This is a genomic window from Anoxybacillus eryuanensis, assembly GCF_051200995.1.
In the GTDB taxonomy this organism is placed as follows: Bacteria; Bacillota; Bacilli; order Bacillales; family Anoxybacillaceae; genus Anoxybacillus; species Anoxybacillus tengchongensis.
Genome location: NZ_JBPODS010000001.1, coordinates 109918 through 135777, shown reverse-complemented (window position 1 = coordinate 135777; position 25860 = coordinate 109918). Strand labels below are relative to the sequence as shown.

The window sequence follows — 25860 nt, the reverse complement described above, 5'->3', positions numbered from 1 at the left end:
GCGATGGTAGTAGGCGATTTCGCAATTGAAACAGAAACTCTCGTCGTCGGTGCAGGTCCTGGCGGTTACGTCGCAGCAATTCGCGCGGCGCAACTCGGTCAAAAAGTAACGATCGTTGAAAAAGGAAACCTTGGCGGTGTGTGCTTAAACGTTGGATGTATTCCATCAAAAGCGCTCATCTCTGCCGGTCATCGTTACGAAATTGCGACACATTCGCAAGATATGGGAATTTTTGCAGAAAACGTAAAAGTTGACTTTTCCAAAGTGCAAGAATGGAAAGCAGGCGTCGTCAAAAAATTAACGAGCGGCGTGGAAGGCTTATTAAAAGGAAATAAAGTAGAAATCGTGCGCGGAGAAGCGTATTTCGTTGATGAAAATACCGTTCGCGTCATGACAGAAAATAGCGCGCAAACGTACAAATTTAAAAACGCGATTATCGCAACAGGTTCTCGCCCAATCGAGTTGCCAACGTTTAAATTTTCAAAGCGCGTCCTTGACTCGACAGGCGCATTAAACTTGCCTGAAATTCCAAAATCAATGGTCGTCATCGGCGGCGGTTACATCGGTACAGAGTTAGGGACAGCATATGCAAACTTCGGAACGAAAATTACAATTTTAGAAGGTGCAGATGAAATTTTATCTGGCTTCGAAAAACAAATGAGCGCCGTCGTTCGTCGTCGCTTAAAGAAAAAAGGTGTTGACGTCTTTACAAACGCCCTCGCCAAAGGTGTCGAAGAGCGTGAAGACGGCGTAACAGTCACATTTGAAGTGAACGGCGAAACGAAAACAATTGATGCTGAATACGTGCTTGTCACAGTCGGTCGTCGTCCGAACACAGAAGAAATGGGACTGGAACAACTCGGCGTGAAAATGACTGAACGCGGCTTAATTGAAATCGACAAACAATGCCGCACAAGCGTGCCGAACATTTACGCGATCGGTGACATCGTTGCGGGTCCACCGCTTGCACATAAAGCGTCATACGAAGGAAAAATTGCTGCAGAAGCGATCGCTGGTCATCCGTCTGAAATTGATTACTTGGCGATTCCAGCTGTCGTCTTCTCTGACCCTGAATGCGCATCTGTCGGTTACTTTGAAAAACAAGCGATCGAAGAAGGCATCGACGTCATTACAGCGAAGTTCCCGTTTGGCGCAAACGGCCGTGCCCTTGCATTAAACGAAGCAGACGGCTTCTTAAAACTCGTCTTAACGAAAGACGATGGCGTCATTATCGGTGCGCAAATCGTCGGTCCAAACGCATCAGATATGATTGCGGAACTTGGCTTAGCCATCGAAGCAGGCATGACAGCAGAAGATATTGCTATGACGATTCACGCGCATCCAACGCTCGGTGAAATTACAATGGAAGCTGCAGAAGTGGCACTTGGTAGCCCAATTCATATTATTAACAAATAAAAAGAGGATGGCTTAGCCGTCCTCTTTCTCATTATTTTTCCCTTGCCATCATATGATGTTTGTAAGGGGTGTGTGAACATGTATATCGTCTTTTTACTTCAATTACTTATTTGGAGCTTATTTTCACTCGTTGAATGGAGATCTGCCCACGATCATTTTATTTTTAAAGCGTTGCTGTTTATGATGTTTATGTACGTTGCTTTTTTGCTTGCGCTTCGGTTTCGTTTAACGAAAAGACAAGCATGTTGGACAACCTTATTAACGATTGCCGTCTATTTCGTTTGTCGTCAGCTTTTTTGGGCTTATCGTTTGTAATAATACATCACTCGCCCGTTAAATAAATGCAGTTTCCCTGCCATTCGTTTAGCGAAAAATTTGCATAGTTCGTTCGCTTTTCCTTTATCGCCGTGCGTCGCTCGTTTCGGTAAAGCAAACTCCACCGCACGCTCATGAATGCGACATTCAATCATATGATAACGTGCATCTTTTCCAACTAAAACGATGCGATCTTCTTTTGTCACGATGTCATACGGGAAAGCAGATTCCGCATAGTCCCAAGCGAGCTGTTCGCCCGTTTTTCGCGCGATGTCCCGAAATTGTTCAAGCAATTGTTTACATTGTTCTAATGTGACCGTCTCCCATGTGGATGCAGGGACAAGTTCAATAATCGCTGTATAAGCCATTTCGTTCACCTCATATATGTTGAAATCACTTTCATTGTATCACGTACATATGTAAAAAAACAAATAATTGCGAAAATATAAACGATGAGGTATAATAAAGTTTAATCTATCAAAAGGAGGGAATGAGATGTTTGAAAAATTGTATGATGAGCATGAAAAAGTAAAAGTGAGGTTTGTTGGCTTTACGACAAAAGACGTCCGTTACGATTTTGGCATCGTTTATACGAATATGTTTTTTGGTAAACCGCTTGTCATCTGTATGCAAACAGGCCGCTCCGCTCTCCTCGATCCGAAAGACATCGAAGACCACGACTATTTACAACGAACGTTCCGCATCGAAACGAAAGAACAAGCTGAAGATTTAGCGGAATTTTTCTCAGACATTTTACCGACGACACATTATGCTGAACAATATGAGTAAGAGGCGTGAAATACGTCTCTTTTTTTGTTTAAATATGTCATACTAATTCATATTGACAAAATAAATGTGACATATTATTATGGAATCAGTAAAACGGTTTCAAACATTCCAAAGGAAAAGGGGTTATCGGGGATGGGTACAATTGTATGCCAAACATGCAATGCGACAATCGATCATTTTGAAGATGAAAAAGTAACGGTATTGTACGGTCAATGTAGCGGTTGCGATTGTGAAGACGAAGAATAACATATAGAGCGGAACAAACTTTGGGGGATGAGGAGAATGATATAGAGAAAAGAGACTGGTTTTCGCTAGTCTCTTTTTTTAAAAGGCGGAGCGCTGCACTCCGCCTTTATCGTTTATGATGTTCTTTAATGACGCGCAACGTTTGTAACGTATCGTCTTCTGGACCTTGGACAGGTAAACCGACTTCTATATTTTTGCGAATGTAGTTTAAATTTTCTTCCGTAATAATTTCACCCGGAATGAAAATTGGGATGCCCGGTGGATATACCATGACAAATTCAGCGATAATACGTCCGGCTGATTCGTTAAACGGCACGACTTCTGTTTCCGCATAAAACGCATCGCGCGGTGTAAGCGCAAGAATCGGGATGTCTGGCAATAGCACGTCTGGTTTTTTTCCGACTTCCGCTTGATGACGAAATTCGTTTGATAAATGACGAAGCGCATCGACTAATACGTTCGTTTCGCGTTCAGTATCTCCCGGTGTAATAATACATAAAATGTTATATAAATCAGACAGTTCGACTTCAATATTGTATCGTTCGCGCAGCCATTTTTCGACTTCATAGCCTGTTAGTCCGAGCTCTTTGACGGAAATGATCAGCTTCGTTGGATCGTAGTCAAACGTCGCTTCTGTTCCGATAATTTCTTTGCCGACACAATATAAATAATCGATGTCGTTAATTTGTTTGCGCGTTTCATTCGCCAAGCGAATCGCTTGTTCCGCAAGCTCATGCCCTTGCGTCGCTAGCCGTTTACGCGCCACATCGAGCGAAGCAAGCAACAAGTAAGACGTCGATGTCGTCGTTAACATGCTTAAAATCGCCTGCACTCGTTTCGGTGACACAAGCCCTTTTTTCACGTTTAAAATCGAGCTTTGCGTCATCGAACCGCCGAGTTTATGCACGCTCGTTGCAGCCATATCCGCACCTGCTTGCATCGCCGACAGCGGCAAATCTTCATGAAAGTGAATGTGCACACCGTGCGCCTCATCGACAAGAACAGGAACGCCGTATGCGTGGGCAATGTCAACGATGCGCTTTAAGTCACCAGCAATGCCAAAGTACGTCGGGTTAATGACGAGCACCCCTTTGGTGTCTGGATGTTGCTTTAATGCACATTCTACCGCTTCTGGCGTAATGCCGTGGGAAATACCAAGTTCTTTATCAATTTCAGGATGAACGAAAATCGGTGTCGCTCCCGAAAAGACGATGGCAGACATGACCGATTTATGCACGTTGCGAGGAACGATAATTTTATCGCCAGGTCCTGCGACAGACATGACCATCGTCATAATCGCCCCGCTTGTCCCTTGCACGGAGAAAAACGTATAGTCCGCCCCAAACGCTTCCGCCGCTAACTCCTGGGCGCGTTTAATCATTCCTTTTGGCTGATGTAAATCATCAAGCGGACCGATATTAATTAAATCCATCGCTAACGCATTTTCGCCAATAAAGGAGCGAAACTGCTCGTCCATGCCTGCTCCTTTTTTATGACCAGGAATATGAAATTGAATCGGATTTTTCTTTATATGCTCTAACAGTCCGGTAAATAACGGTGTTTCATACTGTGACAATTTCGCTGTACACCTCTTTAACTTGGATTTACATAAAACAAAGTGAATTATAGCACTTCTTTATACGTTTGGAAAGATGATTTTTTTGCTTAAAAATCAAAATTGCTGCATATTTCTACATTTATTGTTTGTGAAGGACTTTTCTTTATGAGCGAAGAATGATAAAAAGTAAAGGGGGAATGATGTGTGAACTGGAACACGAGAGTAACCGAGCTGTTAGGCATCCGTTATCCAATTATTCAAGGAGGGCTAGCGTATTTAGCGTATGCCGATTTAGCGGCGGCGGTATCGAATGCTGGAGGGCTAGGGCAAATTACGGCGATGTCGCTTGAGACACCTGATGAGCTACGTGAAGAAATAAAAAAAGTGCGCGAAAAAACGAATAAACCGTTTGGCGTTAATTTTGCGATCGGACAACATGGACGTCCGTTTGCACATATGCTTGAAGTAGCGATTGAAGAAAACGTTCCGGTCATTTCGATGACGGGCGGAAATCCTGCTCCCATTTTTGAACAGTTAAAAGGCGTGCGGGTGAAAAAGCTTGTGCTCGTTGCGGCGGTACGCCAAGCGGTGAAAGCGGAGGAACTCGGCGCAGATGCGGTCATGGTCGTCGGGCAAGAAGGGGGCGGGCATCTTGGTAAACATGACATCGGGACGTTCGTATTAGTGCCGCGCGTCGTCGATTCCGTGTCCATTCCTGTCATCGCTTCAGGTGGCATTGGCGACGGTCGTGGGCTGATGGCTGCCCTTGCGCTTGGAGCGGAAGGCATCGAAATGGGTACGCGCTTTATTGCAACAAAAGAATGCATTCATGCGCACCCCGTATATAAGCAAATGCTCGTTGAACGTTCAGAAAGCGACACGGTCGTCATTAAACGGTCGCTCGGTGCGCCTGCCCGAGCCTTGTTAAACGAATGGACGGAAAAAATTTTACAATTTGAACAAGAAGGAAAAGGGTATGAACAACTAAAAGAGTACATTAGCGGCAAAGCGAATAAGCGGTTTATTTACGACGGCCATACGGAAGAAGGATTTGCATGGGCGGGGCAAGTGATCGGGCTTATTCGTGACGTTCCGACAGTTGCTGAACTTTTTGCGCGCATGATCAACGAGGCGGAACAAATTCGTACACGTTGGGCAAACTAAAACGAGACAGATCATAAAGAAAGGTGAACATCATGAAATATGCTTATCCGATTGATTACAGTTGGTCAACAGAAGAAATCATCGACGTCATTAAATTTTATGAAGGGATTGAGCAAGCGTACGAACAAGGCATTGAACGAGAGCAACTTATGAACTTATATCGCCGTTTTAAACAAATCGTCCCAAGCAAAGCCGAGGAGCGAAAACTATGTGATGAGTTTGAAAAAGTAAGCGGCTATTCATCATACGAAACGATCAAAAAAGGAAAAGAGTTGTCCAACGGAGATATTGTAAAAATGTAAAGTTGCATATCCCCTTTCCGTTACATAGTATGTAAAAAAGGAATTTTCAGAAAAAAGAATGTTTCAAACGGAAGGGGTGCACAATATGAAAAAAACAGCTGATGCATTTAAGAAAATGGACGGAGAACGACGAATAAAAGTATTAAAGCTTGAAGTCGATTACGAACTAGCCACCCTTTATGAAGCGATGTTGGAAAATAACGAAGCGAAAAAAAACGAATGCAAACGAAAATTAGAAAAACTACGCCAAGAACTTATTCGTCTGTCGACATGAAAGGCGGCAAGCGCCGCCTTTTCTACATAAGTATATGCAGGAGGTATGATATGTGGAACGAAATTGATCAACATATGCAACATTGGATACGCGAAGCAGGGGAACGTATACGTGATGCGTTTCAAACGAAACTAAAAATCGAAACGAAATCAAGCCCGTCTGACTTAGTGACAAACGTCGATCGGGAAATCGAACAGTTTTTTATTGAGCGCATTCGCCGAACATATCCGACGCATCGCATTTTAGGAGAAGAAGGATTCGGCGATACGCTTGAAGCGCTAGACGGCGTCGTTTGGATCATCGACCCGATTGACGGAACGATGAATTTCGTTCATCAACAGCGCCATTTTGCGATTTCTGTCGGAGTGTTTCAAGATGGCGTCGGCATGCTTGGCTACATTTACGATGTGGCGTTTGACGAACTATATTATGCACAAAAAGGAAAAGGGGCATTTTTAAATGGCACGCCGCTTCCACCGCTTGAGAAAACAACGCTTGATCGCTCGATCATTTCATTAAATGCGACGTGGGTGACGGAAAACCGTCGCATCGACCCGAACGTCCTTGCCCCGCTTGTGAAAAAAGCGCGCGGCACGCGTTCGTACGGCTCTGCGGCACTTGAGATGGCGTATATCGCAGCGGGTAAACTTGATGCGTACATGACGCTTCGGTTGTCGCCATGGGATATTGCCGGCGGGATGGTCATTGTTGAGGAAGTTGGCGGTGTGGTGACAAACTTGTACGGTGAGCCGCTCAATATGATTGAAAAAAGCTCCGTGTTCGTTTCAAAGCCGGGATTGCATGAAGAAATACTTGCGATCATTCAGCGCTAACTACCGATTGTTAGCGCTTTTTCTTTTTTTTAGTGAAAACCCAAGACCCATCACGCCAAAAAAAGCAATCATCGAGCCGACGATCGCTGGCACATGTCGATAAGCGATCGCAATGCCGGTGCCTATTAACGTCATCGTCGCAAGTAGCGCTATCATAAAAAAAAGCGGTTGAAATTTATTCATATGTTCTCCTCCTCTTTCCTTTAGATTACAACAAAACATTCCGCTTTTCTACTATGTTTGTGCTATAATAGACGCGCAATGTTGAAAAATAGGAGTTGAATGAATTGAGAAACGATATTCGTAACATCGCGATTATTGCGCACGTCGACCATGGAAAAACGACGTTAGTCGACCAATTGCTTCGCCAATCGGGCACGTTTCGGGCGAACGAACAAGTGGAAGAACGGGCGCTTGACCGCAACGATTTAGAACGTGAACGAGGCATTACGATTTTAGCGAAAAATACAGCCATTCAATACAAAGGTACGCGCATTAACATTTTAGATACGCCGGGACATGCGGACTTCGGTGGCGAAGTCGAACGCATTATGCGGCTTGTCGACGGGGTGTTGCTCGTTGTCGATGCGTACGAAGGATGTATGCCGCAAACGCGCTTCGTCTTAAAAAAAGCGCTTGAACAAAACTTAACGCCTATTGTCGTCGTCAATAAAATTGACCGCGAATTTGCTCGACCGCACGAAGTCGTCGATGAAGTGATCGATTTATTTATTGAGCTCGGCGCATCAGAAGACCAGCTCGAGTTTCCGGTCGTGTACGCTTCAGCCATTAACGGCACCGCAAGTTTAGATGCGGACAAACAAGATGCCGATATGACGGCGCTATTTGAAACGATTATTGAACATATTCCAGCGCCAATCGACAATAGCGACGAGCCGCTTCAATTTCAAGTCGCGCTTCTCGATTATAACGACTACGTCGGTCGTATTGGGATCGGACGCATTTTCCGCGGACGTATGCAAGTCGGGCAACAAGTGGCGTTGATGAAGCTCGATGGTTCTGTGAAGACGTTTCGCGTGACAAAACTGTTTGGCTTCCTCGGGTTAAAACGTATTGAAATTGAAGAAGCGAAAGCGGGCGATTTAGTTGCCGTTTCCGGAATGGAAGATATTAACGTAGGCGAAACGGTATGTCCGCTTGACGTGCAAGAAGCGTTGCCACCGCTTCGTATTGACGAACCGACGTTGCAAATGACGTTTCTTGTGAACAATAGCCCGTTTGCTGGTCGGGAAGGAAAACATGTGACCGCAAGAAAAATTGAAGAACGTCTTCGTTTACAGTTAGAAACAGACGTCTCGCTTCGCGTTGAACCGACCGATTCTCCTGATGCATGGATCGTGTCAGGACGCGGAGAGTTACATTTATCCATTTTAATTGAAAATATGCGTCGCGAAGGCTTTGAACTGCAAGTATCCAAACCAGAAGTCATTATGAAAGAAATCGACGGCGTCATGTGCGAGCCGGTCGAGCGCGTGCAAATTGATATTCCTGAAGAATATACGGGGGCGATTATGGAGTCGCTTGGGGCGCGCAAAGGGGAAATGATCGATATGATCAACAACGGAAACGGACAAGTGCGCCTTATTTTCCTCGTGCCTGCGCGCGGACTAATCGGCTATCGGACAGAATTTATGTCGCTTACGCGCGGATACGGCATTTTAAACCATTCGTTCGACAGCTATCAACCTGTCATCCCAGGTCAAATCGGCGGGAGACACCAAGGGGTACTCATTTCGATGGAGACAGGAAAAGCGACGGCTTATGGCATTATGCAAGTCGAAGACCGCGGCGTCATCTTTATCGAACCGGGAACGGAAGTGTATGAAGGGATGATCGTTGGTGAACATAGTCGCGACAACGATTTAGTCGTGAACGTATGTAAAATGAAACATGTGACAAACGTTCGCTCGTCAACGAAAGAACAAACGGTGACGATGAAAAAACCGCGCCTCATGACGTTAGAAGAAGCGCTTGAATATTTAAACGACGACGAATATTGCGAAGTGACGCCACAATCGATTCGCTTGCGGAAAAAAATATTAGATAAAAACGAACGCGAAAAAATCGCGAAAAAGAAAAAACTCGCTGAGCAAAAAAAATAGGGGGAAGTCGTCATGGATGTGATCGGTCGCCTGTCGTTTTTCGCTTCGCTATACAACGTGCACGAACAGCCGACGAAAGGGATGTGGCTATTGTACGTGACGATCATCGTTTTATCGATTATCGTCTATCGGCTCGGCTTTGCGCGCGAGCTGCCGCTATTAAAAAACGTCGTCATTTACGCGCTACTTGTGCTCGGCTGCACGATTTTAACGTTTTTTGCCGTCTTTTTACCTGTGGCGGAAGGATTGCTTGTCGCAGCCATCGTATTAGTCATTTATAAATGGCGTCTTCGTCGTGAGGGGGAACGCGCGTGAAACTACAAGATGCGGTGTACAATTGGCTGACGATTAAAGTGGTCGCACAGGCGCGCCCGGATGATACGGCGGCACAAGAGACGGAACAATTTTTTGCCGACTTATTGCGTGAAGATCATGCGATGGAGCAAATCGCGTTTACAAAAGAAGATGACGTATATACGGTCACATGTACGGCAAACGATGAATCACGCACGTTTCGTTTTCCAGCCGAACTCGTTGAAGCGATGCTCGATCAAATCAATCGTGAACCAGACAAATATGCCAATTACGAATAAGCGCCTATGCTTCGTGCAAGGCGCTTTTTTTATTACCATTCCGTTTCATGTTTGCTCGTTCGGAAAAAGCGAAATTTGCCGGTGGCAAGCCGCTCGTTCGTTTTTTTCTCAATGCGCTCATGGCACGTTTCGCACATATATGTATGAATCGGGCGGTTGCGCAACCGTTTTGCCAGCAACGTTTCGTCGTCTAACGTATCTATTTTTTCACAAAGAATGCATCGTACTCTCATCGTCAAACCTCACATGTTTTTTTACGAACTAGTATATCATATCATTTGAAAGTGTGTGAAAAAAAGGTATGATAAAAATAAGGAGGGATACATATGCCAAATGCGGTAGAACCGACATTAATTGAGCCTTTGTTCCAAGCGTTGCAAAAAGAACGATTTGTCATTGTATGTACGATCGACCATGAAACAGGTGCACCAAATGCAAGCGCCATTTCATGGGTGTACGCGCCGGCGCACGATAAAGTATATTTTGCCGTCGATCAACGCTCGCGCATTGTCGCAAATGTGCAGGCGAATCCAGCGATGTCCATCGTTTTAATCGCAAACGAATCGACGTATTCCATTAGTGGAAAAGCGCATGTGAAAGTTGAAAAACTAGAAAACGTTCCGCTAAAGCTTGCTGTTATTCAAGTCGATATTGAAGAAGTGCGCGATGTGATGTTTTACGGTGCAAAAATTGCACTCGAACCGAAATACGAAAAAACGTATGATGCGCAAGCTGCTGCCAAGCTCGATCAACAAGTGATGAGCGCGTTAAAACAAGCATAAGCCGAGCAATATGCTCGGCTTATTTCATATGGTCGTTTGATTGTTTTTGTTGTTCGTTTTCTAGTTGCTTTTGTTCACCATCGTTTAACTGTTTATCGTTTTGTCGTGTTGAACGCGGATTTGTCGTTTGTAAAAAGTCGCTTGGGATTTCAGGCATGACGCGTCCGACAATCGCCGCTAACTCGTCCATAAATCCTTGAATCGGCTTTCCTTTCTCTACTTGCTTTTGAATGGCTCTCAGCCGCGTATTTAAATCCGCATCCGCAATGACGATCGCATTGGCCCCGTACGGATCTTTTTGTAAACTTTCCACAACGGAATATTTCACCGTTCCAACGCGCGACGGATCAAGTTTAGCATTGACATCAATACCGACTAACGCATATTTCCCAACAACTAATACGGTCGCATCGTTCACATTCGGCACGCTGCTCGCAAGATTTGCGAGATGACGCGCGATTTGTTGCCCGGATTTATTGACGATTTTTTCATTTGTCGTATTTTTCACATGAACGAGCGAGTCGCGATTGTTCGGTTGCGCTTGTTGTCCGCAGGCACTTATAAAAAGCAACATGAAGATGATGATATATTTCAATCGTTCCACCCCTTTTCGACTTTAACTTTATTTTGCAAAACTTCTTCTATCTTTATGCGTCCGTTCATATATATAAACAACAATCCCGTCCACCGACGGTCGTCAAGGGGGAGAAAACGTGGGCAAAAAAATATACGTATTAGATACAAATGTGCTTTTGCAAGATCCGTATTCTATTTTTTCCTTTCAAGATAATGAAGTGGTCATCCCGGCTGTCGTATTAGAAGAAGTGGACTCGAAAAAGCGATATATGGATGAAATCGGAAGAAACGCTCGCCAAGTATCTAAAATTATTGATAGCTTAAGAAAAAACGGAAAGCTGCATGAAAAAATTCCGCTCGATCATGGTGGGGTGTTGCGCATTGAATTAAATCATCGCTCGTTTCAGCAACTGCAAGAAATTTTTGTTGAAAAAACGAACGACAATCGCATTTTAGCCGTCGCGAAAAATTTATTGCTTGAGGAACAGTCGAAAGAAAACGGTCGCCCTGTTATTTTAGTCAGTAAAGATGCGCTCGTACGCGTCAAAGCTGATGCGATTGGGCTAGAGGCGGAAGATTTTTTAAGCGACCGCGTTGTTGAGATTGACCATATTTACACCGGATTTTTAGATTTGTACATAAGCCCAGAACATTTGGCGCGCTTTTATGAAAAAGGCGAACTTGTGCTGGCGGAAATTACAAACCACCCATTTTATCCGAACCAATTTATTATTATGAAAGATGCACTTGGCGGTTCGTCATCGGCGCTCGGTATGGTCGATCATACAGGAAAAAAAGTGCGCAAACTTGTATTTCATTACGATCATATTTGGGGCATTCGTCCGCGCAACGTGCAACAAACGATGGCATGTGAATTGTTGCTTCGCACCGACATTCCGCTTGTGACGCTGATCGGAAAAGCAGGAACAGGAAAGACGCTGCTTGCGTTAGCGGCCGGACTGATGCAGACGGAAGATATGCGGTTATATAAAAAATTGCTTGTCGCTCGTCCGATTGTACCTGTCGGGAAAGATATCGGCTATTTGCCAGGCGAGAAACAAGAAAAATTACGACCGTGGATGCAACCAATTTTTGATAACTTACATTTTTTATTCGATACGAAAAAGCCGAGTGAACTTGATGCGATTTTATCAGGCATGGGATCCATTGAAGTTGAAGCGCTCACGTATATACGCGGACGGAGCATTCCAGAACAGTTTATTATTATTGATGAGGCGCAAAATTTAACGAAACATGAAGTGAAGACGATTTTAACGCGCGTCGGGGAGCGAAGTAAAATTGTGTTAATGGGTGATCCGGCCCAAATCGATCATCCGTATTTAGACGAATACAATAACGGGCTCACATATGTTGTTGAAAAATTTAAAGAACAAAAAGTAGCTGGGCACGTGCGGTTAGTGAAAGGAGAGCGTTCATCGCTTGCGCAACTTGCGGCAGACCTTTTGTAAGAAAAGAGGCAAAACGCCTCTTTTCACTCGACGATAAACGCCCGTACGTGGGTAATTGGGTTGTCGCGATTTGAACCATCGCCAAAATAAATATGGACAGGCCCGTCTTCTTTGAGCGGTTTGCCGTCTTTTGAAAAACATAATAATAATTCATAAGCATCAGCAAGCGGAATCGTCGTATCGCCGTTTTCTGTAACGATGGTGAACTGTGTTGCATTCTCATTCGGTTCCGCGTTGCGTAAAAACGGGGCAAACGGCATGCCGAACGTACCGGTTAATATTTTTTCTTTTTCAAATTGCTTTTCGGTTTGTAGCGTCGGAGGCGACACCGCTCCTTCTTGAATTTCACGATCCCAATACGCTGAAATGTTTTGAATGTCGTCTATGTCTTCTTGTTGTTCGATTTGTGGATGACGTGTAAAATAAGTATGTACATCTACTTTGCGATCGTCAAAAATCCATACGCTCGGATCGAGTGTAATCGTAAATTTGACGTTCCCTTTAATGACGATGACCATGTTTATTCCCCCTATCTGCCTTTCATTATATGATGAAAGCGCTTGTTTGTAAAATGAATCGGTCAAGGCATGATGCTTGCATTTTTTTCGTATTCACGATAAGATGAAGAAACAGGAACGTACGGAACGGAGGGGTCGACGTGACGCCTGAAGTGGCGATAAACTTTCGAGAAAGAGCCTATTCGTTATTGCAAGCGGATGCGGAAAAAATTGTGAAGCTTATTCAAGTGCAAATGGATCACTTAACGATGCCACAATGTCCGCTATATGAAGAAGTGTTAGATACGCAAATGTTCGGATTATCCCGTGAAATTGATTTTGCGGTCCGATTAGGACTTGTCGATGAAAAAGACGGGAAGGCCATTTTAGACCGACTTGAGCGCGAGCTTTCGGCATTGCATGAAGCGTGCACGAAAAAGAAGAAAAAATGACAAAAACTCAAACGAATTTCGTTTGGGTTTTTTCTGTTTTATAGTACAATGCAAATAAGAAAGTGAAAAGGAAGATGGGTCAGATGCGCTTGAAAACGTTTATGAAATATCATGATTATCCGTTAATCATCGCTGTATTTTTATTATCGCTGTTTGGGCTTATCATGGTATATAGCGCAAGCATGATTACAGCAGTCACTCGTTTCCATACGGCGAGCGATTATTTTTTCCAAAAACAAAAATGGGCGTGGATCATCGGGGCATGTATGTTTTTATTCCTTGCATTTGTTCCATATAAACATTATGCGCGCAAAAAGTTTTTGCAATTTGTTTTTTTTGCCATGCCTTTGCCGCTCATTTATGTCCTTTTGTTTGGACATACAGCGAACAATGCCACAAGCTGGATTAAAATCGGACCTATTAACATTCAGCCAGCTGAATTTGCGAAAATCGGCTTAATTGTATATTTAAGCGGGGTGCTAGCAAACAAACAAAAAAAATTGCAAACTTCCCCGCAAGACGTGCTCTTTCCCGTTTATTATATGTTGTTCATTTGCTTGCTTATTTTCTTGCAGCCAGACGTTGGAACGATGGTGATTATCGCGTTCATTTGCGCAGCGATTATCTTCTCTTCTGCCGCCAGCAAACGGCTATTAATGAAACAGTTGTTATTGTTCGGCTTGATTGCTAGTCTTGTCGTGCTTGTTTCCGGTCCGTTTATATATGATAAAGTTTTCACCAAAGTACGCATGGCGCGTATTTACAGTTTTCTCGATCCATTTGCATATCCTCAAAAAGAAGGATACCAGCTCATTAACTCGTACTTTGCGATCGCAAACGGAGGCTTAAAAGGGCTAGGACTTGGACAAGGCATTCAAAAGTACGGTTATTTGCCGGAAGCGCATACGGACTTTATTATGGCGGTCATTGCCGAAGAACTTGGCTTATTTGGTGTTTCATTCGTCCTTCTTTTATTATCGTTTATCGTCTTGCGTGGTTTTTCTATTGCAAGAAAATGCCACGATGCGTTTGGCAGTTTATTAGCGATTGGCATTTCGACGATGATTGGCTTTCAAGCATTTATCAACCTCGGTGGAATTTCAGGAATGATTCCACTTACAGGTGTCACTTTGCCGTTTGTGAGCTACGGCGGCTCATCGCTCGTTTTACTTATGATGTCTGTCGGCGTATTAGCGAACATTTCTGCAGTGACAAACTACGAAAAGCATAAAAATGAAAAAAGCAATATTCAAAAAAATCATATTTCTTTTTCGTAATCCTATTTACAAATACAGAAAATTCGTTATAGTTTTTATATGAAGAATAGGGGGAGGATCACATATGAGGCGTATTCAAAAAGTACTTGTCGCAAACCGTGGAGAAATTGCGATTCGCGTCTTTCGTGCATGCAACGAGCTTGGCATTCGCACCGTTGCGATTTATTCGCGCGAAGACGCAGGATCGTACCATCGCTATAAGGCAGATGAAGCGTATTTAGTCGGGGAAGGAAAAAAACCGATTGAAGCGTATTTAGACATTGAAGGCATTATTGAAATCGCAAAAATGCATGATGTCGACGCGATTCATCCAGGATACGGCTTTTTATCGGAAAACATCGAATTTGCGAAACGATGCGAAGAAGAAGGCATCATTTTTATCGGTCCACGCCAAGAGCATTTAGATATGTTTGGCGATAAAGTAAAAGCGCGTCACCAAGCGAAACAAGCGGGCATTCCAGTCATTCCGGGAAGCGATGGCCCTGTGCAAAGCTTGGAGGACGTCGTGCGCTTCGGTGAGACATACGGTTATCCGATGATCATTAAAGCGGCATTAGGTGGCGGCGGTCGCGGGATGCGCATCGTTCGTTCGCAATCCGAAGTAAAAGAAGCATACGAGCGCGCGAAATCGGAAGCGAAAGCAGCCTTCGGTAGCGATGACGTATATGTCGAGAAATTAATTGAAAATCCAAAACATATTGAAGTGCAAATTTTAGGCGATGCATACGGCAACATCGTTCATCTATACGACCGTGATTGTTCCGTACAACGTCGCCATCAAAAAGTAGTCGAAGTAGCGCCGAGCGTATCGCTTTCTAAGGAGCTTCGCGAAAAAATTTGCGAAGCGGCAGTCAAACTCATGAAAAACGTGCAATACGTTAACGCAGGAACCGTCGAGTTTCTCGTTTCTGGCGATGAGTTTTACTTTATTGAAGTCAATCCGCGCATTCAAGTCGAGCATACCATTACTGAAATGATTACGGGCATCGATATTGTCCAATCGCAAATTTTAATTGCAGAAGGTCATGCGCTACATAGCGAAAAAGTTGGCATCCCGAAACAAGAACATATTCATGTGCACGGATATGCGATTCAGTCGCGCGTCACAACAGAAGATCCGCTAAATCACTTTATGCCAGACACCGGGAAAATTATGGCGTACCGCTCAGGCGGTGGCTTCGGCGTTCGTTTAGATGCAGGTAATAGTTTCCAAGGAGCAGTCATTACGCCATATTACGATTCGCTATTAGTGAAAGTGACGACGTGGGCGTTAACGTTTGAACAAGCGGCGGCGAAAATGTTACGCAACTTGCGTGAGTTTCGTATTCGCGGCATTAAAACGAACATTCCATTTTTAGAAAATGTCGTCCAACATCCGAAATTTTTAACAGGGGAATATGATACATCGTTTATTGATACGACACCTGAGCTCTTTATTTTCCCGAAACGAAAAGACCGTGGGACAAAACTGTTATCATATATCGGAACGGTCACCGTAAATGGCTTCCCGGGTATCGGAAAAAAGAAAAAGCCCGTATTTGATCCACCGCGCATCCCGAAAATAAACTATATTGAAGCGATGCCAAAGGGGACGAAACAAATTTTAGATGAGCGCGGTGCTGACGGGCTTGTTCGATGGATTAAAGAGCAAAATCGGGTATTGCTAACGGATACGACGTTTCGTGATGCCCATCAATCGCTTTTAGCGACGCGCGTGCGCACAAACGACTTGATGCGCATTGCGGAGCCGACGGCGCGTTTATGGCCGCAACTATTTTCGATGGAAATGTGGGGCGGAGCGACGTTTGATGTTGCATATCGCTTTTTAAAAGAAGATCCATGGGAACGCCTCATTCAATTGCGTGAAAAAATTCCAAACGTCCTGTTTCAAATGTTGCTTCGCGCCTCCAATGCTGTCGGATATAAAAACTATCCAGATAACGTCATTCGAGAGTTCGTTGCGAAATCAGCCGAAGCAGGCATTGACGTATTCCGCATTTTCGATAGTTTAAACTGGGTGAAAGGAATGACGGTTGCAATCGATGCAGTACGTCAATCTGGAAAAGTAGCGGAGGCAGCTATTTGTTATACGGGCGATATTTTCGATCCAGCGCGCACAAAATACAATCTCGACTACTATAAAAACTTAGCGAAAGAGCTCGAACAAGCAGGCGCGCACATTTTAGCGATTAAAGATATGGCGGGACTATTAAAGCCGCAAGCAGCGTATACGTTTATTTCCGCTTTAAAAGAAGTCGTTGATATTCCGATTCATTTGCATACGCACGACACAAGCGGCAACGGCATTTATACGTACGCGAAAGCGATTGAAGCAGGGGTAGATATTGTAGACGTCGCTGTTAGCTCCATGGCTGGTTTAACGTCACAACCGAGCGCCAATACGCTTTATTATGCGCTAGAAGGAACAGAGCGTGCGCCAGAAGTGGATATTGCATCGCTTGAAAAATTATCGCGTTATTGGGAAGATGTGCGCCAATATTATGCGGACTTTGAAAGCGGTATGAACGCGCCGCATACGGAAGTATATATGCACGAAATGCCGGGCGGACAATATAGCAACTTGCAACAACAAGCGAAAGCAGTCGGCTTAGGAGATCGTTGGGATGAAGTAAAAGAAATGTATCGTCGTGTCAACGATTTATTTGGCGACATCGTAAAAGTGACGCCATCATCGAAAGTCGTTGGTGATATGGCGCTATATATGGTACAAAACAATTTAACAGAACAAGACATTTACGAACGCGGGGACACGCTTGACTTCCCTGATTCCGTTGTTGAGCTATTTGAAGGCTATCTCGGTCAACCGCATGGCGGATTCCCTGAAACATTGCAACGTATTATTTTAAAAGGGCGCGAACCAATTACCGTCCGTCCGGGCGAGCTATTAGAGCCGGTCGACTTTGAAAAGTTAAGAGAAGAACTGTACCATCTCATTCAGCATGAAGTGACTGACTACGATGTGTTAGCTTACGCGCTTTATCCGAAAGTATTTGTCGAATATGCGCGTACCGTTGAACAGTTCGGTGACGTATCTGTTTTAGATACGCCAACATTCTTATACGGCATGCGTCTCGGTGAAGAAATTGAAATCGAAATTGAAAAAGGAAAAACATTAATCGTCAAGCTCGTTGCAATCGGTCAGCCACAAGCAGACGGGACGAGAGTTGTTTACTTCGAACTAAACGGTCAGCCGCGCGAAATTGTCGTGAAAGACGAAAGCATTAAAACGACGATTGTCGCACGTGTGAAAGCAGATCGTAACAATCCGAACCATATTGCTGCGACGATGCCAGGAACAGTGGTAAAAGTGCTTGTGGAAAAAGGAGAAAAAGTGAAAAAAGGCGACCATTTAATGATTACAGAAGCGATGAAAATGGAAACGACTGTTCAAGCACCGTTTTCAGGCGTTGTCAAAGATATTTATGTCAAAGGTGGCGACGCGATTCAAACGGGAGATTTATTAATTGAATTAGCCGAAAAATAAAAGAACGAGGGATCCCTCGTTCTTTTATTTTAATACGGCAGATGGAATGACGTTCGATTCATGTCGCGCTTCCTTTTCTTTTTTACTGCGCGTTGCCAGTAGCACAAAGTAACTTAACACGCCGAACAAACATGAAATGAAAAACGCATGAGCTAATGCGACGTATAAATTCAATTCCGTAAAGACGACGAGTGCTCCTGTGGCGACTTGGCAACTGACGAGAATAAGCGCAATCAGCCAACCCCAATATATAATCGGTTGTTGTTTGTATCGTTTCATTGCATCAATCGTTGCTATTAAAATCCAAACGAACAATAACCCTGCTGCAAAGCGGTGCCCCATTTGTACCCATTCATGTAGTTGCGTCGGGAATATGCGCGTTTGCGCGCAAAACGGCCAACTCGGGCACGCTAAACTCGCCTGTTTATGACGAACGAGCGCACCTGTATATACGACGATATAGCAATACGCAATAATGCCGTAAATATGAAATTTCATCTTGCGATCAAGCACAACAGATGCGGCATCAAATTTTTTATCGACTTCAAAAATAAACAACGTCAATAAAAAGACGGCCGCAAACGAAATTAATGAAATGCCAAAGTGAAGCGCAAGCACGACGTCCGATTGTCCCCAAACGACCGCAGCGGCGCCGATTAGCCCTTGCAAGACGAGAAAGACGAACGAAATGATCGCTAAAAATTTCGTTTCACGAATATGTCCGATCGCTTTCCATGCCCAAATCGATAAAATGAGCACCATCAACCCGACGACGCCGGAGACGACACGGTGGCTTAATTCAATCAACAACTCTGCTGTAATATTGGATGGAATAAGCTGTCCGTGACAAAGCGGCCACGAACGTCCACAACCCATCCCTGATCCTGTTTTTGTCACAAGCGCTCCACCAATTAAAACGAAAAGCATGCCGATTGTTGTCGCTACCGCAAACCATTTCAAAAGCCGTCGCAATGTATTCACTTCCTTAACGTAAAATTTTATATAGCCAATGTCTAGTAAAAACTGTATAATAAATGTGAAATACGTGTGAAAAATTCTACTCTCATATTAGCGGAAAATGTCGAAAAGCGCAAAGTTTTATTATTTTACAATATAGCAAACGTGACAAATGTAGTTGAATATTTGTATGGAGTTTGCTAGAAATATAAGTGCAGTTATTTTTCAATGTTTTCATCGTAGCAATCTCGCTTTGACACAAATTCGACACAATTAAGACAAAAAAAGTTCACAAATTGACGAAGAAATGTGCTTTAATATACAGAGACGACATATCGTTATCGTGTATATAATGGAAACGCCTTCAAAGGCATAAGAGAGGAGTGGCGGCACATGGCGGATGTAGTCGAAGATGTAAAAACAACAAAAATACAATCAGGTGTTTTAAAAGACGTGCTTTCGGTCGTAAAAATTGGCATCGTCAACTCCAATTTAATTACGACATTTACAGGACTTTGGTTAGCTTTTCATTTTACGGGAAAAGGATTTTTAAGCAATTTGCATATTGTATTTTTCGCGCTCGTTGGATCTGCGCTCGTCATTGCAGGTTCGTGCGCATTAAATAATTTTATCGATCGCGATATTGATCATTTAATGGAGCGGACGAAAAGTCGTCCAACAGTAAGCGGAAGTGTAGAGCCGAAGCGCGTGCTTTGGTTCGGCATCCTTCTTGTCGCTATTGGCACGCTTAGTTTGCTCATGACAACCGTCACTGCTGCAGTCGTTGGACTGATTGGTGTTGTGACGTACGTCTTTTTATACACGATGTGGTCTAAGCGAAGCAATACGTTTAATACCGTCATCGGAAGCATTTCTGGTGCAGTTCCGCCAGTTATTGGTTGGACGGCAGTTGATGACACGTTCCACGTCGTTCCAATTATTTTGTTTTTGCTTATGTTTTTATGGCAGCCGCCACACTTTTTGGCGCTAGCGATGAAGCGATGTGAAGAATATCGTGCAGCGGGCATTCCGATGCTCCCTGTCGTTCACGGTTTTGCGGTGACAAAACGACAAATCGTCATTTGGATTGTGGCGCTTTTACCACTTCCATTTTACTTATTTTCGTTAGGTGTTCCGTTTTTAGTCATTGCGACGTTGTTAAACGTCGGTTGGCTAGCGCTTGGATTAGCGGGCTTTAAAATGAAAGACGATATGAAATGGGCGAAATGGATGTTCATTTATTCATTAAACTATTTGACCATTTTATTCGTCACCATGGTTATCGTTACAATTGATTAAAAAAGGTTTACAATTCTTTCTTTTTGTAAAGAAAGAATGTATATATTTCACTTTATTTCATAATCGAAAGAGGGGTTTGATTAGGCTATGAAGAAGTGGCTACGAAATTGGCGCTTGGTTTCTCTCGTATCCGCCATGGCGCTTTTGCTAGCTGGTTGCGGTAAGCCGTTTTTGCCGACGCTTCAACCAGCGGGAGAAGTAGCTGATATGCAGTACAAGCTTATGCTGCTCAGCACGGCCATCATGGTCATCGTCATTGCGGTTGTAACAATCATTTTCCTTTACGTTGTGACTCGCTTCCGCCGTCGTAAAGGGGAAGAAAACAAAATTCCAAAACAAGTGGAAGGAAGCCATACGCTTGAAATTATTTGGACAGTTATTCCGATTATTTTACTTATCATCTTAGCTGTTCCAACGGTTTTATACACGTTTAAACTAGCGGATGTAAAACCGATGAACAAAAAAGAACGCGACGTCGTTGTCGTGAATGTTCGCGCAAACCTATACTGGTGGGAGTTTGAGTACCCAGACTACGGCATTATTACAAGCCAAGATTTAGTTGTCCCAACAGGTGAGCGTGTATATTTCAACTTAAAAGCATCTGACGTCAAACACTCGTTCTGGGTACCTGCGGTTGGAGGAAAAATGGATACAAATACAGATAACACAAACCAATTTTTCCTCACATTTGATGACAAACGTGCCGAAGAGGCAGGACGTCTATTTTACGGAAAATGTGCGGAGCTTTGCGGTCCGTCACACGCTTTAATGGACTTTAAAGTGAAGGCGCTTCCTCGCGCTGAGTTTGATCAATGGGTAGAAAAAATGAAAAATGCAAAACCTGTTGCTTCAACAGATCCTGTTGTGAAGCAAGGGGAAGAAATTTTTAACAAAAGCTGTATTGGCTGTCACGCGGTGACACCGGTTGATGGTCGTCCAGAGCAAGCACGCCTTGCGCCTAACTTAGCGGGCTTTGCAGATCGTTCGCGTATTGCTGGCATTTTAGAACATAATGAAGAAAACTTAAAAGCTTGGTTAAAAGATCCAGAGAAAATTAAACCAGGCAACAAAATGACAGGTACTTACCCAGCATTGTCTGATGAAGAGCTTGAAGCATTAACAAAATACTTAATGACATTATCTGTTCAGTAAGGGGATTATCGATAAAGGGAGGTTAAACTGTGAGTACGTTAGCTCGGAAAAAAGGTGTCGGCGCAGTCATTTGGGACTACTTAACAACAGTAGACCATAAAAAGATTGCGATTTTGTACTTAATCGCCGGCGGAATTTTCTTCCTGCTCGGTGGTTTAGAAGCGATGATCATTCGCATTCAGCTCGCCGTGCCAAACAATGACTTCATTAGTGCAGGTTTCTACAATGAAGTGTTAACGATGCACGGAACGACGATGATTTTCCTTGCGGCGATGCCGCTCGTGTTTGCGATGATGAACGCCGTTGTACCGATTCAAATCGGTGCACGCGACGTAGCGTTCCCATTTTTAAACTCGCTTGGATTTTGGTTATTTTTCTTCGGTGGTGTATTTTTAAACTTATCGTGGTTTTTAGGGGGAGCACCTGATGCAGGTTGGACATCGTATGCGTCGTTATCACTTGCATCACCAACCCACGGCATTGACTTTTACGTGTTAGGCTTACAAATTTCTGGTCTCGGAACGTTAATTGGTGGGATTAACTTCCTTGTTACAATCATTAATATGCGTGCACCAGGAATGACATATATGCGCATGCCGATGTTTACATGGGCAACGTTTGTTACATCTGCGCTTATTTTATTCGCGTTCCCACCATTAACAGTCGGTTTAATTTTCATGATGATGGACCGTTTGTTCGGTGGAAACTTCTTTGACCCAGCGCTTGGTGGAAATACGATCATTTGGGAGCACTTATTCTGGATTTTCGGTCACCCAGAAGTATACATTCTCGTATTGCCAGCGTTCGGTATTTTCTCAGAAATTTTCGCAACGTTCTCGCGCAAACGTTTATTCGGTTACTCTTCAATGGTATTTGCGACGGTGTTAATCGGATTTTTAGGCTTCATGGTGTGGGCGCACCATATGTTTACTGTTGGTTTAGGCCCAATTGCGAACGCCATCTTCGCAGTTGCAACAATGGCGATTGCCGTTCCAACAGGAATTAAAATTTTCAACTGGTTATTTACGATGTGGGGCGGAAGCATTCGCTTTACGACGCCAATGATGTATGCGGTAGCGTTCATTCCATCGTTCGTTATCGGTGGAGTGACAGGAGTTATGAATGCGACAGCTGCGGCAGACTATCAATACCATGATAGCTATTTCGTCGTTGCTCACTTCCACTACGTTATCGTCGGTGGGGTTGTATTCGCACTACTCGCAGGGGCTCACTATTGGTGGCCAAAAATGTTCGGTAAAATGTTAGATGAAAAGTTAGGAAAAGTGACATTCTGGCTGTTCTTTATCGGATTCCATTTAACGTTCTTTATTCAACATTTCCTTGGCCTAATGGGTATGCCACGTCGCGTATTCACATTCTTGCCTGGTCAAGGATTTGAAACAGGAAACATGATTAGTACTGTTGGTGCATTTTTCATGGCAGCAGGTACAATTGTACTATTAGCAAACGTTGTTATTACAACCGTAAAAGGAAAACGCGTTGGCAACGATCCATGGGAAGATGGACGCACGTTAGAATGGGCGGTATCTTCACCAGCGCCAGAATATAACTTTGCGCAAACGCCACTTGTGCGTGGATTAGACGCATACTGGATTGAAAAAATGGAAGGCAAAAAAGGATTAACACCAGCTGAACCGCTTGGTGACATTCATATGCCGAATCCATCGATTTTACCGTTTGTCATTTCGCTCGGCTTATTTGTAGCGGCATTCGGTTTCTTGTTCCATCAAGATCATGCGTGGGGAACACCGGTTGGCATCGTCGGATTACTTATTACGCTCGGTGCAATGTTCTTCCGTTCAATTATCGATGACCACGGCTTCCACATTCATAAAGAAGAAGTGATGGAAGCAGAGAAGAAGGGGGCTGGGGCATAATGCATGTGGAAGAAAAATTAACGGCAGAGACGTTTCCGGCAGAGCCTGAAAAAGCGACCCTTGAAGGGAAAAATAAGTTTTTAGGTTTCTGGTTTTTCCTCGGCGGAGAGACGGTATTATTCGCCTCTCTCTTCGCCACATATTTAGCGCTGAAAGATTCTGTAGCAGGCGGTCCATCCGCAAAAGAATTGTTCCAAATGCCAATCGTCTTTTTAGCGACGATGTTACTACTAACAAGCAGCTTAACGAGCGTATATGCGATGCATCATATGCGCAATTTTGACTTCAAAAAAATGCAACTTTGGCTCGGCATTACCGTATTGCTTGGCGCAGGCTTCTTAGCGCTCGAAATTTACGAGTTTACAGAGTACGTACATGAAGGATTTAAATTTTCAACAAGTGCGTTTTCTTCAGCGTTTTATACGTTAGTTGGTACGCACGGTGGTCACGTCGCGTTCGGTTTACTTTGGATTATTACATTAATGGTTCGTAACGCAAAACGTGGGTTAAACTTATATAATGCACCGAAGTTTTACGTCGCAAGCTTATATTGGCACTTTATCGACGTCGTTTGGGTGTTCATTTTCACGGTCGTATACTTAATGGGAATGGTGGGGTGATTGTATGGCAAATCATACACATGTACAAAACCCAAAAGTAGATGTGCAATATCGCCGTAAAAAAAATGCGGAAGAAATGAAACATCAAATCATTTCATTTACGTTAATGATTTTCTTAACGCTGATCGCCTTTTTTGCGGTTGGATATGAAGGATTTTCAGCTTGGTTTGCTGTACCGTTCATTTTGTTGTTAGCGGTTGTGCAAGTCATTTTCCAACTGTATTACTTTATGCATATGAGCCATAAAGGGCATGAACTTCCAGCGCTTTTCTTATACGGTGGTGTCGTTGTAGCGTTCGTTACCGTTTGGGCGTTTTTAACGATCGTTTGGATTTAAGAAGCTAGCACGTGCTAGCTTCTTTTCTTTTCACGTTTGTTACGTTTGTAGTATAATAAAATCGGAAAAAAAGCGAGGTGAATATGATGCCGTTAAGTATATTTGGTTTTGAAGCGATGTGGAGTCCGTACTTTTTCATTTTTTTAGTCGCTGTGACGATCGCCTATTTTTGGCTCGTAAACCGTTCAAACAAGCCGACGACGACAAAACAAAAAACGTTGTTTGTTACGGCGATTGTTTTGCTTTACATTTGTAAAGGTTCTCCGGTTGATTTGTTAGGTCATTTAATGTTTAGTGCGCATATGACGCAAATGGCTGTCCTTTATTTAATGGTACCGCCGCTTCTCATTAAAGGCATTCCATCGTGGATGTTTGAAGCGCTCTTTCGTATTTCATTCATTCGTTCAACGTTTACGTTTTTAACTAAGCCGATCATTGCGTTATTTTTGTTTAATGGTATTTTCTCTTTATACCATGTTCCTCTTATTTTCGATGTTGTAAAAACAAATATGTGGCTACATGCATTCATGACCATTGCCATTTTTATTTCAGCGATGATCATGTGGTGGCCGCTTGTCAACGAAGTAAAAGGGTTTTCCACATTATCTGGCTTGAAAAAAATCGGCTACATTTTTGCTGATGGCGTATTGCTTACACCAGCATGTGCGCTCATTATTTTTGCCGATACGCCGCTATATGCCACATATTACGATCCTGCCGCATGGATGAATGCGTTAGCGCTTTGTGTGCCACAAAGCACATTGTCATCACTTGAATTGAGTGGACCAGAAATGTTTAGTTCGATGTCGTTATTACACGACCAACAGCTCGGTGGTGTATTAATGAAAATCATCCAAGAAATTGTATATGGAGTCATGTTGTTTTACATTTTTATTGCATGGTATCGGAAAGAACGAGATGAGGAAACAATCGCCGTTCAAACAACAAAATAAAGAGGGGAGAAGTTATGGTACCGATTTTACCTACGATTAGTACAAGCTTTATTGTCATTAGCGCAATTCTTGTAGCAGTTGGCTGGTATTTTATTCGCCAAAAGCAAGTAAAGAAACATGAAAAAACGATGTGGCTTGCTGCCGCTTTTGCGCTTGCCTTTTTCATCATTTATTTATCACGTACGATTTTTATCGGCAATACAAGTTTCGGCGGTCCGGACGATATAAAAATATATTATACAATCTTTTTGTTTTTCCACATTTTTTTGGCGACTGCGGGTGCCGTTTTTGGCATTGTGACGTTGCTTTCCGCGGTGAAAAAAAATTGGGTACGCCATAAAAAAATTGGTCCAATTACAAGTGTTGTATGGTTTTTCACCGCAACAACAGGCGTTGCTGTTTATTTGTTGTTATACGTGTTTTATCGCGGTGGTGAAACGACATCGGTCATTAAAGCGATTTTAGGATTTTAA

At 43.5% G+C, this 25860-nt stretch carries 29 protein-coding genes and 1 pseudogene; 23 read left to right on the top strand and 7 right to left on the bottom strand.

The window, feature by feature from the left end:
* Positions 1-3: 3 nt before the first annotated feature.
* The gene (lpdA, locus tag HNQ84_RS00730) at positions 4-1416 is read left to right on the top strand and encodes a dihydrolipoyl dehydrogenase (protein ID WP_435620804.1); all 1413 of its coding nucleotides are present in this window, start codon (positions 4-6) and stop codon (positions 1414-1416) included.
* Positions 1417-1494: 78 nt separating this feature from the next.
* Positions 1495-1731, top strand: coding sequence for a hypothetical protein (locus HNQ84_RS00725; RefSeq protein WP_435620803.1), 237 nt, complete (start codon positions 1495-1497; stop codon positions 1729-1731).
* On the opposite strand, the gene HNQ84_RS00720 is transcribed toward HNQ84_RS00725, so the two are convergent.
* Complete coding sequence (locus tag HNQ84_RS00720) at positions 1719-2099, bottom strand: DUF1885 family protein (RefSeq protein ID WP_435620802.1); 381 nt, start codon at positions 2097-2099, stop codon at positions 1719-1721. The genes HNQ84_RS00725 and HNQ84_RS00720 overlap by 13 nt on opposite strands.
* Positions 2100-2226: 127 nt before the next feature.
* On the opposite strand from HNQ84_RS00720, the gene HNQ84_RS00715 reads away from it, so the two are divergent.
* Positions 2227-2520 carry a DUF3055 domain-containing protein gene (locus tag HNQ84_RS00715; protein WP_435620801.1) on the top strand — a complete coding sequence of 98 codons (294 nt, stop codon included), beginning with the start codon at positions 2227-2229 and terminating at the stop codon, positions 2518-2520.
* Positions 2521-2652: 132 nt separating this feature from the next.
* Entirely contained in the window at positions 2653-2766 is a 114-nt protein-coding gene (locus tag HNQ84_RS00710; protein WP_019417972.1) for a GapA-binding peptide SR1P, read from the top strand.
* Positions 2767-2872: 106 nt separating this feature from the next.
* Here the strand turns inward: HNQ84_RS00710 and HNQ84_RS00705 are convergent, their stop codons facing one another.
* Positions 2873-4342 carry an aminotransferase class I/II-fold pyridoxal phosphate-dependent enzyme gene (locus HNQ84_RS00705; protein WP_435620800.1) on the bottom strand — a complete coding sequence of 490 codons (1470 nt, stop codon included), beginning with the start codon at positions 4340-4342 and terminating at the stop codon, positions 2873-2875.
* 186 nt (positions 4343-4528) lie between these two features.
* On the opposite strand from HNQ84_RS00705, the gene HNQ84_RS00700 reads away from it, so the two are divergent.
* From HNQ84_RS00700 to HNQ84_RS00685, 4 genes are all read left to right on the top strand, one after another.
* Positions 4529-5488, top strand: a complete 960-nt coding sequence (locus tag HNQ84_RS00700; protein WP_435620799.1) for an NAD(P)H-dependent flavin oxidoreductase — start codon at positions 4529-4531, stop codon at positions 5486-5488.
* 32 nt (positions 5489-5520) lie between these two features.
* Positions 5521-5790: a UPF0223 family protein gene (locus tag HNQ84_RS00695; RefSeq protein ID WP_435620798.1), complete on the top strand. Its 270-nt coding sequence runs from the start codon at positions 5521-5523 to the stop codon at positions 5788-5790.
* An 85-nt stretch (positions 5791-5875) separates the two neighbouring features.
* Complete coding sequence (locus HNQ84_RS00690; RefSeq protein WP_435620797.1) at positions 5876-6064, top strand: YkzI domain-containing protein; 189 nt, start codon at positions 5876-5878, stop codon at positions 6062-6064.
* Positions 6065-6114: 50 nt separating this feature from the next.
* A complete protein-coding gene (locus HNQ84_RS00685; RefSeq protein WP_435620796.1) occupies positions 6115-6897 on the top strand; it encodes an inositol monophosphatase family protein in 783 nt (260 codons plus the stop codon).
* Here HNQ84_RS00685 and HNQ84_RS00680 read toward each other — a convergent pair whose 3' ends face one another.
* The gene (locus tag HNQ84_RS00680; protein ID WP_183247235.1) at positions 6898-7080 is read right to left on the bottom strand and encodes a DUF5325 family protein; all 183 of its coding nucleotides are present in this window, start codon (positions 7078-7080) and stop codon (positions 6898-6900) included.
* A 104-nt stretch (positions 7081-7184) separates the two neighbouring features.
* Between HNQ84_RS00680 and typA the strand changes: the two genes are divergently transcribed.
* The 3 genes from typA to HNQ84_RS00665 are packed head-to-tail and all read left to right on the top strand — an operon-like array spanning position 7185 to position 9613.
* On the top strand, positions 7185-9020 hold the full coding sequence (gene typA, locus HNQ84_RS00675; RefSeq protein ID WP_064220832.1) for a translational GTPase TypA: 1836 nt from the start codon (positions 7185-7187) through the stop codon (positions 9018-9020).
* 12 nt (positions 9021-9032) lie between these two features.
* Positions 9033-9335, top strand: a complete 303-nt coding sequence (locus tag HNQ84_RS00670; RefSeq protein WP_435620795.1) for a YlaH-like family protein — start codon at positions 9033-9035, stop codon at positions 9333-9335.
* Positions 9332-9613 (top strand): hypothetical protein, encoded by a 282-nt coding sequence (locus tag HNQ84_RS00665; RefSeq protein ID WP_032101576.1) that lies wholly within the window; start codon positions 9332-9334, stop codon positions 9611-9613. The genes HNQ84_RS00670 and HNQ84_RS00665 overlap by 4 nt, the downstream gene beginning before the upstream one ends.
* Before the next feature lie 32 nt (positions 9614-9645).
* Here the strand turns inward: HNQ84_RS00665 and HNQ84_RS00660 are convergent, their stop codons facing one another.
* Positions 9646-9846, bottom strand: a complete 201-nt coding sequence (locus HNQ84_RS00660; RefSeq protein ID WP_032101575.1) for a YlaI family protein — start codon at positions 9844-9846, stop codon at positions 9646-9648.
* Between the two features lie 93 nt (positions 9847-9939).
* Here HNQ84_RS00660 and HNQ84_RS00655 point away from each other — a divergent pair, with 93 nt between their 5' ends.
* Positions 9940-10395, top strand: coding sequence for a pyridoxamine 5'-phosphate oxidase family protein (locus HNQ84_RS00655; protein WP_032101574.1), 456 nt, complete (start codon positions 9940-9942; stop codon positions 10393-10395).
* Between the two features lie 19 nt (positions 10396-10414).
* Here the strand turns inward: HNQ84_RS00655 and HNQ84_RS00650 are convergent, their stop codons facing one another.
* On the bottom strand, positions 10415-10999 hold the full coding sequence (locus tag HNQ84_RS00650; RefSeq protein ID WP_032101573.1) for a YhcN/YlaJ family sporulation lipoprotein: 585 nt from the start codon (positions 10997-10999) through the stop codon (positions 10415-10417).
* A gap of 109 nt (positions 11000-11108) precedes the next feature.
* Between HNQ84_RS00650 and HNQ84_RS00645 the strand changes: the two genes are divergently transcribed.
* Positions 11109-12440 carry a PhoH family protein gene (locus HNQ84_RS00645; RefSeq protein ID WP_435620794.1) on the top strand — a complete coding sequence of 444 codons (1332 nt, stop codon included), beginning with the start codon at positions 11109-11111 and terminating at the stop codon, positions 12438-12440.
* A 23-nt stretch (positions 12441-12463) separates the two neighbouring features.
* On the opposite strand, the gene HNQ84_RS00640 is transcribed toward HNQ84_RS00645, so the two are convergent.
* On the bottom strand, positions 12464-12958 hold the full coding sequence (locus tag HNQ84_RS00640) for a peptidyl-prolyl cis-trans isomerase (protein WP_435620793.1): 495 nt from the start codon (positions 12956-12958) through the stop codon (positions 12464-12466).
* A 140-nt stretch (positions 12959-13098) separates the two neighbouring features.
* Between HNQ84_RS00640 and HNQ84_RS00635 the strand changes: the two genes are divergently transcribed.
* From HNQ84_RS00635 to pyc, 3 genes are all read left to right on the top strand, one after another.
* Positions 13099-13389 carry an Fpa/YlaN family protein gene (locus HNQ84_RS00635; protein WP_004891276.1) on the top strand — a complete coding sequence of 97 codons (291 nt, stop codon included), beginning with the start codon at positions 13099-13101 and terminating at the stop codon, positions 13387-13389.
* 74 nt (positions 13390-13463) lie between these two features.
* Positions 13464-14666: a putative lipid II flippase FtsW gene (ftsW, locus tag HNQ84_RS00630; RefSeq protein WP_435620792.1), complete on the top strand. Its 1203-nt coding sequence runs from the start codon at positions 13464-13466 to the stop codon at positions 14664-14666.
* A 64-nt stretch (positions 14667-14730) separates the two neighbouring features.
* Positions 14731-18171 carry a pyruvate carboxylase gene (pyc, locus tag HNQ84_RS00625; RefSeq protein ID WP_435620791.1) on the top strand — a complete coding sequence of 1147 codons (3441 nt, stop codon included), beginning with the start codon at positions 14731-14733 and terminating at the stop codon, positions 18169-18171.
* A gap of 24 nt (positions 18172-18195) precedes the next feature.
* Here pyc and HNQ84_RS00620 read toward each other — a convergent pair whose 3' ends face one another.
* On the bottom strand, positions 18196-19143 hold the full coding sequence (locus tag HNQ84_RS00620; protein ID WP_435620790.1) for a COX15/CtaA family protein: 948 nt from the start codon (positions 19141-19143) through the stop codon (positions 18196-18198).
* Positions 19144-19575: 432 nt separating this feature from the next.
* Between HNQ84_RS00620 and cyoE the strand changes: the two are divergent.
* The 7 genes and pseudogenes from cyoE to HNQ84_RS00585 all read left to right on the top strand — a co-directional run.
* Positions 19576-20427, top strand: a pseudogene (gene cyoE, locus HNQ84_RS00615) (heme o synthase); the annotation flags it as partial.
* 87 nt (positions 20428-20514) lie between these two features.
* Complete coding sequence (coxB, locus tag HNQ84_RS00610) at positions 20515-21579, top strand: cytochrome c oxidase subunit II (RefSeq protein ID WP_435620789.1); 1065 nt, start codon at positions 20515-20517, stop codon at positions 21577-21579.
* Positions 21580-21608: 29 nt separating this feature from the next.
* Positions 21609-23477 (top strand): cytochrome c oxidase subunit I, encoded by a 1869-nt coding sequence (gene ctaD / locus HNQ84_RS00605; RefSeq protein WP_183247210.1) that lies wholly within the window; start codon positions 21609-21611, stop codon positions 23475-23477.
* Positions 23477-24097 carry a cytochrome c oxidase subunit III gene (gene ctaE, locus HNQ84_RS00600; protein ID WP_055440205.1) on the top strand — a complete coding sequence of 207 codons (621 nt, stop codon included), beginning with the start codon at positions 23477-23479 and terminating at the stop codon, positions 24095-24097. Before ctaD ends, ctaE begins: the two co-directional genes overlap by 1 nt.
* A 4-nt stretch (positions 24098-24101) precedes the next feature.
* A complete protein-coding gene (gene ctaF / locus HNQ84_RS00595) occupies positions 24102-24434 on the top strand; it encodes a cytochrome c oxidase subunit IVB (RefSeq protein WP_183241755.1) in 333 nt (110 codons plus the stop codon).
* An 83-nt stretch (positions 24435-24517) separates the two neighbouring features.
* Positions 24518-25387 (top strand): cytochrome c oxidase assembly factor CtaG, encoded by an 870-nt coding sequence (gene ctaG / locus HNQ84_RS00590; protein WP_183247208.1) that lies wholly within the window; start codon positions 24518-24520, stop codon positions 25385-25387.
* A 14-nt stretch (positions 25388-25401) separates the two neighbouring features.
* Complete coding sequence (locus tag HNQ84_RS00585) at positions 25402-25860, top strand: DUF420 domain-containing protein (RefSeq protein WP_032101562.1); 459 nt, start codon at positions 25402-25404, stop codon at positions 25858-25860.

What these genes read in the sequence shown, in the direction of transcription:
- HNQ84_RS00670 (WP_435620795.1), top strand. Translation starts at nt 9,033, where the DNA reads ATGGATGTGATCGGTCGCCTGTCGTTTTTCGCTTCGCTATACAACGTG.
- HNQ84_RS00690 (WP_435620797.1), top strand. Translation starts at nt 5,876, where the DNA reads ATGAAAAAAACAGCTGATGCATTTAAGAAAATGGACGGAGAACGACGA.
- pyc (WP_435620791.1), top strand. Translation starts at nt 14,731, where the DNA reads ATGAGGCGTATTCAAAAAGTACTTGTCGCAAACCGTGGAGAAATTGCG.
- HNQ84_RS00680 (WP_183247235.1), bottom strand. Translation starts at nt 7,080, where the DNA reads ATGAATAAATTTCAACCGCTTTTTTTTATGATAGCGCTACTTGCGACG.
- HNQ84_RS00725 (WP_435620803.1), top strand. Translation starts at nt 1,495, where the DNA reads ATGTATATCGTCTTTTTACTTCAATTACTTATTTGGAGCTTATTTTCA.
- HNQ84_RS00655 (WP_032101574.1), top strand. Translation starts at nt 9,940, where the DNA reads ATGCCAAATGCGGTAGAACCGACATTAATTGAGCCTTTGTTCCAAGCG.
- coxB (WP_435620789.1), top strand. Translation starts at nt 20,515, where the DNA reads ATGAAGAAGTGGCTACGAAATTGGCGCTTGGTTTCTCTCGTATCCGCC.
- HNQ84_RS00715 (WP_435620801.1), top strand. Translation starts at nt 2,227, where the DNA reads ATGTTTGAAAAATTGTATGATGAGCATGAAAAAGTAAAAGTGAGGTTT.
- HNQ84_RS00720 (WP_435620802.1), bottom strand. Translation starts at nt 2,099, where the DNA reads ATGGCTTATACAGCGATTATTGAACTTGTCCCTGCATCCACATGGGAG.
- ctaG (WP_183247208.1), top strand. Translation starts at nt 24,518, where the DNA reads ATGATGCCGTTAAGTATATTTGGTTTTGAAGCGATGTGGAGTCCGTAC.
- HNQ84_RS00640 (WP_435620793.1), bottom strand. Translation starts at nt 12,958, where the DNA reads ATGGTCATCGTCATTAAAGGGAACGTCAAATTTACGATTACACTCGAT.
- ftsW (WP_435620792.1), top strand. Translation starts at nt 13,464, where the DNA reads ATGGGTCAGATGCGCTTGAAAACGTTTATGAAATATCATGATTATCCG.
- HNQ84_RS00695 (WP_435620798.1), top strand. Translation starts at nt 5,521, where the DNA reads ATGAAATATGCTTATCCGATTGATTACAGTTGGTCAACAGAAGAAATC.
- HNQ84_RS00585 (WP_032101562.1), top strand. Translation starts at nt 25,402, where the DNA reads ATGGTACCGATTTTACCTACGATTAGTACAAGCTTTATTGTCATTAGC.
- HNQ84_RS00710 (WP_019417972.1), top strand. Translation starts at nt 2,653, where the DNA reads ATGGGTACAATTGTATGCCAAACATGCAATGCGACAATCGATCATTTT.
- ctaF (WP_183241755.1), top strand. Translation starts at nt 24,102, where the DNA reads ATGGCAAATCATACACATGTACAAAACCCAAAAGTAGATGTGCAATAT.
- HNQ84_RS00660 (WP_032101575.1), bottom strand. Translation starts at nt 9,846, where the DNA reads ATGAGAGTACGATGCATTCTTTGTGAAAAAATAGATACGTTAGACGAC.
- ctaE (WP_055440205.1), top strand. Translation starts at nt 23,477, where the DNA reads ATGCATGTGGAAGAAAAATTAACGGCAGAGACGTTTCCGGCAGAGCCT.
- HNQ84_RS00685 (WP_435620796.1), top strand. Translation starts at nt 6,115, where the DNA reads ATGTGGAACGAAATTGATCAACATATGCAACATTGGATACGCGAAGCA.
- lpdA (WP_435620804.1), top strand. Translation starts at nt 4, where the DNA reads ATGGTAGTAGGCGATTTCGCAATTGAAACAGAAACTCTCGTCGTCGGT.